The 12,646-nt window shown below is 72.3% G+C and carries 8 protein-coding genes and 1 pseudogene; 7 read left to right on the forward strand and 2 right to left on the reverse strand.

Annotated features, from left to right (window positions below; genetic code table 11):
- Nucleotides 1–77 precede the first annotated feature (77 nt).
- From AC51EU_RS01470 to AC51EU_RS01480, 3 genes and pseudogenes are all read left to right on the forward strand, one after another.
- Nucleotides 78–926, forward strand: a complete 849-nt coding sequence (locus AC51EU_RS01470; RefSeq protein ID WP_496264736.1) for a DegV family protein — start codon at nucleotides 78–80, stop codon at nucleotides 924–926.
- A gap of 751 nt (nucleotides 927–1,677) precedes the next feature.
- Nucleotides 1,678–2,397 carry a ComEA family DNA-binding protein gene (locus tag AC51EU_RS01475; RefSeq protein ID WP_496264737.1) on the forward strand — a complete coding sequence of 240 codons (720 nt, stop codon included), beginning with the start codon at nucleotides 1,678–1,680 and terminating at the stop codon, nucleotides 2,395–2,397.
- A pseudogene (locus tag AC51EU_RS01480) lies at nucleotides 2,394–5,054 on the forward strand (ComEC/Rec2 family competence protein); the annotation flags it as partial. The gene AC51EU_RS01475 and the pseudogene AC51EU_RS01480, both read left to right, overlap by 4 nt.
- 304 nt (nucleotides 5,055–5,358) lie before the next feature.
- On the opposite strand, the gene AC51EU_RS01485 reads toward AC51EU_RS01480, so the two are convergent.
- A complete protein-coding gene (locus AC51EU_RS01485; protein WP_496264768.1) occupies nucleotides 5,359–5,592 on the reverse strand; it encodes a hypothetical protein in 234 nt (77 codons plus the stop codon).
- 350 nt (nucleotides 5,593–5,942) lie between these two features.
- Here AC51EU_RS01485 and AC51EU_RS01490 point away from each other — a divergent pair, with 350 nt between their 5' ends.
- Together AC51EU_RS01490 and holA are read left to right on the forward strand one after the other, a co-directional pair.
- Entirely contained in the window at nucleotides 5,943–6,446 is a 504-nt protein-coding gene (locus AC51EU_RS01490) for a DUF3515 family protein (RefSeq protein ID WP_496264738.1), read from the forward strand.
- A 173-nt stretch (nucleotides 6,447–6,619) separates the two neighbouring features.
- On the forward strand, nucleotides 6,620–7,603 hold the full coding sequence (gene holA, locus AC51EU_RS01495; protein ID WP_496264739.1) for a DNA polymerase III subunit delta: 984 nt from the start codon (nucleotides 6,620–6,622) through the stop codon (nucleotides 7,601–7,603).
- Between the two features lie 508 nt (nucleotides 7,604–8,111).
- Here holA and rpsT read toward each other — a convergent pair.
- Nucleotides 8,112–8,378 (reverse strand): 30S ribosomal protein S20, encoded by a 267-nt coding sequence (rpsT, locus tag AC51EU_RS01500; RefSeq protein ID WP_496264740.1) that lies wholly within the window; start codon nucleotides 8,376–8,378, stop codon nucleotides 8,112–8,114.
- 275 nt (nucleotides 8,379–8,653) lie between these two features.
- On the opposite strand from rpsT, the gene lepA reads away from it, so the two are divergent.
- Nucleotides 8,654–10,501, forward strand: coding sequence for a translation elongation factor 4 (gene lepA / locus AC51EU_RS01505; protein ID WP_496264769.1), 1,848 nt, complete (start codon nucleotides 8,654–8,656; stop codon nucleotides 10,499–10,501).
- A 251-nt stretch (nucleotides 10,502–10,752) separates the two neighbouring features.
- Nucleotides 10,753–12,642, forward strand: a complete 1,890-nt coding sequence (locus AC51EU_RS01510) for an AMP-dependent synthetase/ligase (protein WP_496264741.1) — start codon at nucleotides 10,753–10,755, stop codon at nucleotides 12,640–12,642.
- Nucleotides 12,643–12,646: the final 4 nt, after the last annotated feature.

The following is a 12,646-nucleotide window of genomic DNA, read 5'->3' on the forward strand; positions in this document are numbered from 1 at the left end:
GGGCCCGTGGCCGAAGAGGAAGGGGCCGCACGGGACCGCGCTGACGGGCGTGACGTTCCCCGGATAATCTCCCACTCATGTCCCGCCATGTCGCCATCGTCACCGATTCCACGGCCTACCTGCCGCGGGTGGCACAGGAGCGCCACCACATCACGGCCGTACCGCTGACCGTCGTCCTGGGGGACCAGGCCCTGGAAGAGGGCACCGAGATCTCCGCGAGATCCGTCGCCCAGGCCCTCCGCAAGCGCAGCCCCGTGACCACCTCACGCCCCGGCCCCGGCACCTTCGCCGACACCTACCGCGCGGTCGCCGCCGCGGGCGCGAGCTCCATCGTCTCGCTTCACCTCTCCTCCGAACTGTCCGGCACCTACGACGCGGCGGCGCTCGCCGCCAAGGACGCCCCCGTCCCGGTACGCGTCGTGGACACCGGGACGGTCGCGATGGCTCTCGGCTTCTGCGCCCTCGCGGCGGCCGAGACGGTGGCGGCCGGCGGGGACGCGGACGACGCGGTCGCCGCCGCGGAGAAACGCGCCTCGGCGACCTCCGCCTACTTCTACGTCGACACCCTCGACTACCTGCGACGCGGCGGCCGGATCGGCACCGCCCAGGCCCTGCTCGGCTCGGCACTCGCCGTCAAGCCCCTCCTCCAGCTCACCGACGGCCGCATCGAACCCCTCGAAAAGGTCCGCACCGCCTCCCGGGCCATCGCCCGCCTGGAGGAGATCGCCGTGGAACGGGCGGGCGAGGGCGAGGCCGACATCGCCGTGCACCATCTCGCCGCCGCCGAGCGCGCGAACGCCCTCGCCGACCGGCTCCGCGAACGGGTACCCGGCCTCCGCGAACTGCATGTGAGCGAGGTGGGAGCGGTGATCGGGGCACATACCGGGCCCGGGTTGCTGGGGGTTGTCGTCTCGCCGCCGATGTGAGGTTCGGCGGGGCTCGGCGTCACTCTTCGCTGTTGGTGGTCACTCCTTCGAGGGGCGGGGTTATCCACAACTCGCGGGTTATCCACTGAAGTTGGGGGTGATCGGCGGGATCTGCTCGACGGGGCTAGCGTCTTGTGGCATGACGAATTCATCACTCTCTGTAGCTGCTGGTTCTGGTTCTGGTTCGTCGCTCGCTCTCGGTGGCCGCCCTCGCGGCTCGGGCGTCGGCGCCGCGTCGGACGAGGTCGTCTCTCCGCGCGATTCCCCTTCCCCGCGTGGGGCTGCCCGGCATCGTCGTCGCGAGCGACCGCGTCGGGTACGGCTCGGGGCGCGCCTGGCTGCCGAGACGCACGCCGTGTCCGCCGATGCGGTACGAGCACGTGCTGCCGCGCTTTTCGCGGGTGCGAGTGCGGGTGCTGGTGAGGCGCAGGGTGGCGGGGGAGTGGCATCGGGAGTCGGCGCGGCCGGGCGTACGAGTGCGGGGGTGTGGCCGGATGAGGGCGGTGCGACGGCGGCGCTGAGAGGTGTGGGGGCGCCTGAGCGTGACGGCACGGCGGTGCGTTCCCGTCCACCCCGGGTGCCGGATGCTCCGCATCGGCACCATGATCCACCGCCTGACGGGTCGTCGCCCGTCGAGCGGGCCCCGCGTGAGCAATCGTCCTTCGAGTCGCCGTCCTGCGAGTCACGGTCTGCCGAGGAGCGGCGATCCGGGGGCGTGCGGTCCGGGGTGTGGCAGCGGACATGGTCCGGCGTGCGCGAACGGTTGCCGCTGTGGGTCCAGACGCGCTGTGGGACGGAGCCGAAGGCGCTCGTCGCGCTGGGCGTGGTCCTGGTGGTGGCGGTGGTCTTCGCCGTGCAGCACTTCTGGGCGGCGTCCCCCGAGCCGGTGCGTGCGCCGGTGGCGGAACGGCCGGTGGCGGCCCCGGCCTCCGCTCCCCGCACGTCCCCGTCCGGGCCCGCGCCGGTACCCCCGGCGGCGGGAGGAGGCGGTGCGAGTGGTCGTCCGCTGGTCGTCGATGTGGCGGGCAAAGTGCGCCACCCCGGTGTCCGCAGGCTGCCGCCCGGGTCGCGGGTGGGCGATGCCTTGCAAGCGGCCGGTGGCGTCCTGCCCGGGGCGAGCACCACCGGGCTGAACAGAGCGCGTCTGCTGACTGACGGAGAACTGATCGCCGTAGGGGCGACGGGAGCGACCGCGACAGCCGGGGGACAGAACGGCTCCGCCAACAGCCCATCAGGAACGGGAACAACGGGCGGGACCGGAGCCCCCGGCGTCCCGGCACAGCCCCTCAGCCTCAACTCGGCCACGGAGCAGCAACTCGACACCCTTCCGGGAGTGGGCCCGGTCCTGGCACGTCACATCGTCGAGTTCCGCACCCAGCACGGTGGGTTCACGTCCGTGGGCCAACTCCGCGAAGTCACCGGCATCGGCGAACACCGTTTCGCCGACCTGCGCCCGCTGGTCCAGCCATGACGGCGCACCACACCGCGACGGACACACGAAGCCCGGCACCCCCCGATGCCTCCGACAACCGCCGCGACCGATCGTCCGATCTGCGTCTCGTCGCCCCGGCCCTGGCCGCCTGGGCAGCGGCCGCACTCGCTCTGGACGCACCGGGCGAGGCCGTGGCGGTGGCCTCCGCGACCGCCGTCACCCTCGCCGCGTGGGCCTTACGAACGGCCGCGAGACGACGGAAGGAGAACGAGGGAGGAGACGTCCCGGCCGGAACGGGCGTCACTCCTGGCCCGTCGGCCAACCCGCCCCGCCCGGCCGCTCCCGCCACTCCCTCCGCCCCCTCGCACCCGCCTCCACCATCTGCCGTCGCTCCCCTACGTCGCCGCCTCGCTCCACGTTTCTGGTCGGCCGGAGCGTTGGTGGCAGCGGCCGCGGTGCTGCTGTGCGCGGCGGCCGGGGCGGTCTCCGCCGCCTTACGCGCGGCGGAGGTGCATCGCGGCCCCTTGTCCGCCTTGGCGCAGCGCTCCGCGCGCCTCACCGTCGAACTGGAGGTGACCGGTGACCCTCGGCTGACCCGTCCGAAGGTGCGCGGGTCCGGGCACACGCCCCCGTCTGTGGTGTTCAGGGCCGATGCCGTGCGCCTCACCGCACCGGACGGCTCGACGACCGCCGTGCGCACCCCCACCCTCGTGGTCGTCCAGCAACACGGTGCCGAGGACACCGACAGCTCCCGTTCCCGGGCGTCTCCCACCCCCTTCGCCGCTTGGCGTGCGCTTCTGCCCTCGGCGCGTATCCGGGTCACGGCCCGGGCCGTTCCACCGATGTCGGAGGACGACCGGATCGCCGCGGTACTGCGGGTCTCGGACCCGGAGCCCCGGCAGATCGCCCCGCCGTCCACGGTGCAGCGGATGGCCGGGAGCCTGCGCGCCGGGCTCCGCGAGGCCACCGACGGTCTGCGCCCCGACGCCCGCGCACTGCTGCCGGGCCTGGTCGTCGGGGACACCTCACGCGTACCGCCCGATCTCGACGACGCCTTCCGGGACACCGATCTCACGCACCTTTTGGCGGTTTCCGGAAGCAATCTGACGATTGTGCTCGCCCTGCTGATCGGCCCGCCGTATCTCGCGACCCGCGCGGAACGCCGCGGCCTGGCACCGCGCCTGGGCCTGTCACTGCGCGGTACCGCGTTCGTCGGCGGGGGCCTCGCCCTGGCCTTCGTCGTGGTGTGCCGCCCCGACCCCAGTGTGCTGCGGGCCGCGGCCTGCGGGCTGATCACCCTCCTCGCGATCGGCACCGGCCGCCGCCGTTCCCTGCTCCCGGCGCTGGCCGCCGCCGTACTGCTGCTGGTCCTCTACGACCCGTGGCTGGCGCACAGTTACGGCTTCCTGCTCTCCGTTCTGGCCACCGGCGCTCTGCTGCTGATCGCCCCGCGCTGGAGCGCCGCCCTCCAGCGGCGCCGGGTGCCGCCGAGGCTCGCCGAGATCATCGCTGCCGCGGCCGCGGCCCAGGCGGTCTGCGCGCCCGTCGTCGCGGTACTGGCCGCTCGGGTCGGCCTCGTCGCCATCCCCTGCAACCTCCTGGCCGAACCGGCCGTCGCCCCCGCGACGATCCTCGGCTTCGCCGCTCTCGCCCTCGCCCCGCTCGTCCCTCCCGCTGCCCAGGCACTTGCCTGGTGCGCCGGCTGGCCCGCCACATGGATCGCCACCGTGGCCCGCACGGGGGCGTCACTGCCGGGCGCCCAGATCGCCTGGCCGGGCGGCTGGACCGGCGGGCTGCTCCTGGCGGCGGCCACCCTCGTCCTCGTACCGCTCACCCGCCGCCTGCTGCGCAGACCCTGGTTGTCCCTCCTGTGTGTCCTGGCGCTGATCCTCGCGGTGTGGCGACCGGCACCGTTCACCCGCGTCCTGACGGGCTGGCCGCCGCCGGGCTGGCGCGCCATGGCCTGCGACGTCGGCCAGGGCGACGGACTGGTGCTGGCGGCCGGCGAGGGCACCGCCCTGGTCGTGGACACCGGTCCCGAACCGCGGGCCATCGACCGCTGCTTGAGCGACCTCGGCATCCACCGCATCCCGCTTCTCGTTCTCACCCATTTCCACGCCGATCACGTGGACGGCCTTCCCGGCGCCCTGCGCGGCCGCTCCGTCGGGGCGATCGAGACCACGACGCTGCCGGAACCACCGGGACAGGCCGCGTTCGTCCGGCGCACCGCGACAGCCGCCCAGGTGCCCGTGCTCCACGCGGCCGCCGGCGAACACCGGACGCTGGGCCCGCTCTCCTGGGACGTACTGTGGCCGCCCCCGGGGCGTTCCACGGCGGAGGGCCCCAACGACTCCAGCGTGACACTCCTCGTTCGTACCGCCGGACTGACCCTGCTGCTCCTCGGGGACCTGGAACCACCCGCCCAGCAGGCCCTGCTGACGGCCCACCCGGAACTGGGACCCGTCGACGTCCTCAAGGTGGCCCACCACGGTTCCGCCTACCAGGACCCGGCTCTCCTCCACCGCCTGGCACCCCGCCTGGCCCTCATCTCCGCGGGCACCGGCAACCCCTACGGACACCCGGCGCCCCGCACCATCGGAGCCCTGCAACACCTGGGAACGACGGTGCTGCGCACCGACCGCGACGGCAGCATCGCCGTACTCGGCACCTGGACCGCCCTCTCCACGACGACCAGAGAACGACGCCGTACCCGCCACCCCCGCACCGCCGTCCGCCGCGGCCCCCGCAACGGCCGCCCGGGGGAGGCACCCGGGCGGACGGCGGTCCGCCGCCGAAGACAGCCGACGGGGCGGCCCCGGTACTGGGCGGGACGTTTCCGGCACCGTGCGGGCCGTTCTCGAAATAGGGCGGGGTGTTCCCGGCGCCGGACGGGCCTTTCTCGACACCCGGTGGGGCGTTCCCGCTACCTGGCGGACCGTTTCCGACGTCCGGCGGGCGGGCCCGTGTGCAGCGGTGCGCGACGGCCGGCGCCGGGCGGGGTCACTGCGCCTCGCGCCACCCCTCGTACTCGGCCGCGAGGCCGTCCAGGAGGTGCGCGTCGTAGACACGGTCCGGGTCCTCGACCACCACCAGCCACTGTGCGTCCTCGGCGTCGTCCTCACCGGCCAGGGCGTCCCGGACGACCTGGGGCTCCTCGGCGACCCCGAACCGTTCGCCCAGGGCCTCGGCGACCTCCTCCGCGGCCTCACGGTCCGGCAGCACCAGGACATGCACCTGTTCGTCTCCGTGCGCACCGGAGGAGTCTTCCGTCCCCGCGGCCGCCCTCGCGTCCGTACCTGCTTCGGGGGCCCTGCCCGGGGCGCTGCCCGGTTCCGCGCCGGGAACAGCGTCGACGGGCCCTTGGTGGTGTACTTCGCTCACCCGACCATTGTCCGGCAGTGGGCAGTGGGCAGTGGGCAGTGGGCAGTGGGCAGTGGGCAGTGGGCAGTGGGCAGTGGGCAGTGGGCTGCGAGCTGCGAGCTGCGAGCTGCGAGCTGCGGGCAGGGGGCAGGGCGGCCCGGTATGTCCTCGCTGTCGTACCGTTTCTCTCGTCCCACCCGGTGAATCCAAGGAGATAGCACCTCATGCGCCGGCCGTCCCCTCGCACCTGGATCGTTCTTGGCGTCGGAGGTGGCGCGCTCGTCGTCGCAGGCTTGTTCGCCGCTCGCGAGATCACCTCGCCGACCTATGGTCTTGAGGCCGCCGAACACGCCGATGCTCCCGGGTGCGCCAAGCTCGACGGGCGTTACCCGCAGCGTCTCGCCGGGTTCGACCGCACGGCGAGCGATGTGCCCGGCACCGCCGTGTGGGGGGACGGAGACATCATCCTGCGCTGCGGCATCACGCCTCTGCGGCCGACCACCGATCCCTGTGTGACGGCCGACGGCGTGGACTGGGTGTTCAGGCAGCCCGAGTCCACCGGGGAACCGTCCACCGACGGCACACGAACCCTCGTCACCTACGGCCGTGAGCCGGCCGTCGAAGTGACCCTCGGCCGTGCCGTCACCGCCCCCGACGCCGTCATGGTCGACCTCGGCCGCGCCGTCAAGCCCATCCGCCAGACCCGCACCTGCCTCGCCTCCGGCTGACCTCCGTCCGCCGACCGACCCGCGGTGCCCTGCTGCCCGGCAATCGGCGGCCGAGCCGTGGGATACCCGTGACGCGCGCCAGGGCTTCCACAGCGGAGGGGCCAGCGTCCTGGCCAAGCCCAGGAACGCCCGCCCGGCGGTGCTGTCACCGGGGCGTGGGATGCTGGGACGCGATGGCCAGGAAGAGTGCAAACGACGACCCGCTCGCCCCCGTGACGCTCGCGGTGGGCCAGGAAGAGCTGCTGCTCGACCGTGCCGTGCAGCAGGTGGTGGCGGCGGCCCGCGCGTCCGATCCGGACACCGATGTGCGTGACCTCACCTCCGATCAGCTTCAGCCCGGCACCCTCGCCGAGCTGACCAGCCCCTCGCTCTTCGCGGAGCGCAAGGTCGTGGTGGTGCGCAACGCCCAGGACCTGTCGGCGGACTCCGTCAAGGACGTCAAGGGGTATCTCGGCGCCCCGGCCGAGGAGATCACCCTCGTACTGCTGCACGCCGGCGGCGCCAAGGGCAAGGGGCTGCTGGACGCCGCCCGCAAGGCCGGGGCACGCGAGGTCGCCTGCGCCAAGATGACGAAGCCGGCCGATCGGCTGGCCTTCGTACGGGGCGAGTTCCGGGCGGCGGGGCGTTCGGCGACGCCGGAGGCGTGCCAGGCACTGGTCGACGCGATCGGCAGCGATCTGCGGGAGCTGGCCTCCGCCTGCGCGCAGCTGACCGCCGACATCGAGGGCACGATCGACGACGCCGTCGTCGCCCGTTACTACACCGGCCGGGCCGAGGCGTCGAGTTTCACGGTCGCCGACCGGGCGGTCGAGGGCCGGGCGGCCGAGGCGCTGGAGGCGCTGCGCTGGGCGATGGCGACCGGCGTCGCCCCCGTCATGATCACCAGTGCGCTGGCCCAGGGCGTGCGCGCGATCGGCAAGCTGGCCTCCGCCCCGCGCGGTGCCCGCCCGGGCGACCTCGCCCGCGAGCTGGGCATGCCGCCGTGGAAGATCGACCGGGTACGGCAGCAGCTGCGCGGCTGGTCGGCGGACGGCGTGGCGACGGCGCTGCGTGCCGTGGCCGACGCGGACGCCGGGGTCAAGGGCGGCGGTGACGACCCCGAGTACGCCCTGGAGAAGGCGGTCGTGACGATCGCCCGCGCGGCCCGCTCCCGCTGATCCCGCGTTCCTCCACCGGCAGGTACAGGCAGACGAGCACGGCGGGCCCGCCCGCGCGGTGACGGACGGCGTGCGTGCGTACCGTACGAGGGCTCCTCGGCCACCACAGGTCCTCTGGCTCCAGAGTCCCGCGAGCGCTGCATACCAGCACGCCGCGCCGTACCGCAGGGCGGGCGTTCCGGCCGCGCACGGCCGTTCCCTGGGCGCCGAGTCCTTTGCCGTCGGGCTTCTGCTCGTCACGCCATCCGGACGGAGCCCCCATCACCCCCCCACAACAAAACCCCGCCCCACCCCCGAAAAGGAGGCGGAGACGGGGTCTCGTGTCACGTTGTGCACCCGGTCACCCAAGGGGTCCGGGCCGTGGTCCCGTCCGGCGTTGTGGCCGGTGGGACGGGTGCGCCGCACCCGCGTGGCGAACGCAGGCCGCGTGCGGCGCGGTGGTGCACCGTCCGGGGAGCGGAGAGAGGGGCCGCTGGGTCCCCGGAGGCAGAGGTACTGCGGGGAAGGGTCAGCCCTTGAGGCCGGCGACCTTCTTGGCCAGCGCCGACTTCTTGTTGGCGGCGGCGTTCTTGTGGATGACACCCTTGCTGGCGGCCTTGTCGAGCTTCTTGGCGGCCTCGGCCTGGGCGACGGTGGCCTTCTGCAGGTCACCGGCCTCGACGGCCTCGCGGGTGCGACGGATCGCGGTCTTCAGAGCGGACTTGACAGCCTTGTTGCGCTGACGAGCCTTCTCGTTGGTCTTGATCCGCTTCATCTGGGACTTGATGTTCGCCACGAAAGAGCCTTTTCAGGTTCGTTGGAGTTTCGAGTTGCGCCGCGCACGAGAGAGGGCACGAAGCGCAGTGGTCCAGGCTACCAGTAGCCCCCACAACGTCCGAATCGGGGCTTCCGGTGGCCCGTGCCCGGCCCCCGGCGTCCACCCCGGGCCGGTGGCGGCCCCGCCCGCACCGGACCGACCGCCCCGCTCATGGGACGATGGGGGAGACGTCATACCCGAGTCCCGCCTACCCGCGTTCACTGAATGGATCCTGCGTGCCGACCCCTACGAACGTGCCGGAGCCGAGCCGTACCGACCCGGCCCTCCTCCGTAACTTTTGCATCATCGCGCACATCGACCACGGCAAGTCGACGCTCGCCGACCGGATGCTTCAGCTGACCGGTGTCGTCGAGCAGCGGCAGATGCGCGCGCAGTACCTCGACCGCATGGACATCGAGCGCGAGCGCGGCATCACGATCAAGTCCCAGGCGGTCCGGCTGCCCTGGACGCCCGGGGAGGACGTGGAGGGTGCCGGCACCACCCACATCCTCAACATGATCGACACGCCGGGCCACGTCGACTTCACCTACGAGGTCTCCCGCTCCCTCGCCGCGTGCGAGGGCTGCATCCTCCTGGTCGACGCGGCGCAGGGCATCGAGGCGCAGACCCTCGCCAACCTCTACCTGGCGATGGAGAACGACCTCACGATCATCCCCGTCCTCAACAAGATCGACCTGCCCGCCGCGCAGCCCGAGAAGTTCGCCGCCGAGCTGGCCAACCTCGTCGGCTGCGAGCCGGAGGACGTGCTGAAGGTCTCCGCCAAGACCGGCGACGGCGTGCCCGAGCTGCTGGACCGGGTGGTCCGCGACGTCCCGGCGCCGGTCGGCGTCAAGGACGCCCCGGCCCGCGCGATGATCTTCGATTCGGTGTACGACGCCTACCGCGGCGTGGTGACGTACGTGAAGGTCGTCGACGGCACGCTGCGCAAGCGCGAGCGCATCCGGATGATGTCCACCGGCGCCGCCCACGAGCTGCTGGAGATCGGCACCAACTCGCCGGAGATGACGCCGGCCGACGGCCTGTCCGTCGGCGAGGTCGGCTATCTGATCACCGGTGTGAAGGACGTCCGCCAGTCCAAGGTGGGTGACACGATCACCCAGCTCAACAACGGCGCCCAGGAGGCGCTGGGCGGCTACAAGGACCCCAAGCCGATGGTGTTCTCGGGCCTGTACCCGCTGGACGGCTCGGACTACCCGGAGCTGCGCGAGGCACTGGACAAGCTCCAGCTCAACGACGCCGCCCTGGTCTACGAGCCGGAGACCTCCGCGGCCCTCGGCTTCGGTTTCCGCGTCGGCTTCCTGGGCCTGCTGCACCTGGAGGTGATCCGTGAGCGGCTGGAGCGCGAGTTCGGCCTCGACCTGATCGCCACCGCGCCCAACGTGATCTACCGCGTGGACATGGAGGACGGCAGCGAGCACACCGTCACCAACCCGAGCGAGTTCCCCACCGGCAAGATCGACCAGGTGCACGAGCCGGTCGTCCGCGCCACGATCCTGGCGCCCAGCGAGTTCATCGGCGCGATCATGGAGCTGTGCCAGAACCGCCGCGGCGCGCTGCTCGGCATGGACTACCTCTCCGAGGACCGCGTCGAGATCCGCTACACCCTGCCGCTCGCCGAGGTGGTCTTCGACTTCTTCGACCAGCTCAAGTCCAAGACCCGCGGCTACGCCTCGCTGGACTACGAGCCCACCGGCGAGCAGACCGCCGACCTGGTCAAGGTCGACATCCTGCTGCACGGCGACAAGGTCGACGCGTTCTCCGCGATCTGCCACAAGGACAAGGCGTACGCGTACGGCGTGCGGCTGGTGTCCAAGCTGCGCGAGCTGATCCCGCGGCAGAACTTCGAGGTGCCGATCCAGGCGGCCATCGGCAGCCGGGTGATCGCCCGTGAGACGGTCCGCGCCATCCGCAAGGACGTCCTCGCCAAGTGCTACGGCGGTGACATCTCCCGTAAGCGGAAGCTGCTGGAGAAGCAGAAGGAGGGCAAGAAGCGGATGAAGATGGTGGGCAACGTCGAGGTCCCGCAGGAAGCCTTCATCGCGGTGCTGTCCTCCGACGACGGGGACAAGTCGAAGAAGTGAGGCCGTGAGCAGGCCCGGGGCAGGGCGCCGTTCCCGCGAGGGACGGCGCCCCGCCCGTTTCCCGGGCCGTGCCCGGGGAGCGCGGCTCACGCCCCCGACAGCCCCCGGCCGCGCCCTTGCTCCGCGTGCGCGAGGCGCCGCCAACCTCTCGGGCACAGACCCTTACGCGGCGGCGTCACGGGCCGTACCCTGATCACTGCTCAAAGGTTACTCGCGAGTCACCAGCAACGAAGCGGGCCCCGGAGGATGCCGTGACGGACACCCACACGTTGATCGAGAACCGGCCGCCCTCGGTGGCGCACCTCTTCCTGGAGCGGGTCTCGGCCACCCCGGATGCCGAGGCCTACCGCTTCCCCGTCCCCGGCGCCGCCGGCCGGGGCCCGGACGACTGGAAGACGCTGACCTGGGACGGCGCCGCGCGGCGGGTGTACGCCATCGCCGCCGGGCTGATCGCCCTGGGCGTCGGCCCCGAGGAGCGGGTGGCGCTCGCCTCCGCGACCCGCGTCGAGTGGATCCTCGCCGACCTCGGTGTGCTGTGTTCCGGCGCCGCCACCACCACGGTCTACCCCAGCACCAACGCCGACGAGACCGCGTTCATCCTCGCCGACTCCGGCAGCCGGGTGCTGATCGCCGAGAACGCCGCCCAGGTCGCCAAGGCCCGGGAGAAGCGCGCCGAGCTGCCCGGCCTCGCGCATGTCGTCGTCATCGACGAGGAGGACGCGCGGCCCGCCGAGGGCGACCCGGAGGGCTGGCTGCTCTCCCTCGCCGACCTGGAGAAACGGGGTGCCGCCGAACTGGAGCGGCACCCCGACTGCGTCACCGGGCGCATCGGTGACCTGCGCGCCGACCAGCTCGCGACCCTGATCTACACCTCCGGCACCACCGGCCGGCCCAAGGGCGTCCGGCTGCCGCACGACTGCTGGGCGTACATGGCGAGCGCGATCAAGGCGACCGGGCTGGTCACCCCGGAGGACGTGCAGTACCTGTGGCTGCCGCTGGCCCATGTCTTCGGCAAGGTGCTCACCGCGGGGCAGATCTCGGTCGGCCATGTGATCGCCGTCGACGGCCGGGTCGACAAGATCGTCGAGAATCTGCCCGTCGTACGGCCCACCTACATGGCGGCCGTACCGCGGATCTTCGAGAAGGTCTACAACGGCGTCGCCGCCAAGGCCCGGGAGGGCGGCCCCGCCAAGTACAAGATCTTCCGCTGGGCGGCGGACGTGGCCCGCGAGTACGCCAAGGTCTCCCAGAACAACTTCCGGCACACCGGCAACGCCTCCGTCCCCTTCACCCTCGCCGCACAGCACAAGCTCGCCGACGCGCTCGTCTACGCCAAGATCCGGGAGGCGTTCGGCGGCCGGCTGCGCGCCGCGGTCTCCGGATCGGCCGCCCTCGCCCCCGAGATCGGCTACTTCTTCTCCGGCGCCGGCATCCACATCCTGGAGGGCTACGGGCTGACCGAGTCCAGCGCCGCCAGCTTCGTCAACCCCGGCGCCGCCTACCGGACCGGAACGGTCGGCAAGCCGCTGCCCGGCACCGAGGTACGGATCGCCGAGGACGGCGAGGTCCTGCTGCGCGGCCCCGGCATCATGCAGGGTTACCACGGGCTGCCCGACAAGACCGCCGAAGTGCTGGAGCCCGACGGCTGGTTCCACACCGGCGACATCGGCGAACTGTCGGCGGACGGCTATCTGCGGATCACCGACCGCAAGAAGGACCTGATCAAGACCTCCGGCGGCAAGTACATCGCGCCCGCCGAGGTGGAGGGCCGCTTCAAGGCGCTCTGCCCGTTCGTCTCCCATGTGCTGGTGCACGGCGCCAACCGCAACTTCTGCACCGCGCTGATCTCGCTCGACGAGCCGACGATCATGGGCTGGGCCAAGGAACACGGCCTCGCCCAGAAGACCTACGCCGAGGTCACCGCCTCCCCCCGGGTCCAAGACCTCATCGACGGCTATGTCGAGCGGGTCAACGAGGGCCTCCAGCGCTGGCAGCAGATCCGCAAGTTCCGCGTACTGCCGCGCGACCTGGACACCGAGCACGGCGAGGTCACCCCCAGCCTCAAGGTCAAGCGGCCGGCGGTGGAGCGGTCGTTCAAGAACCTGCTGGACGAGATGTACGAGGGGGCGCGGGAGGACTGAGGGG

Source organism: Candidatus Streptomyces philanthi (genome assembly GCF_059553635.1).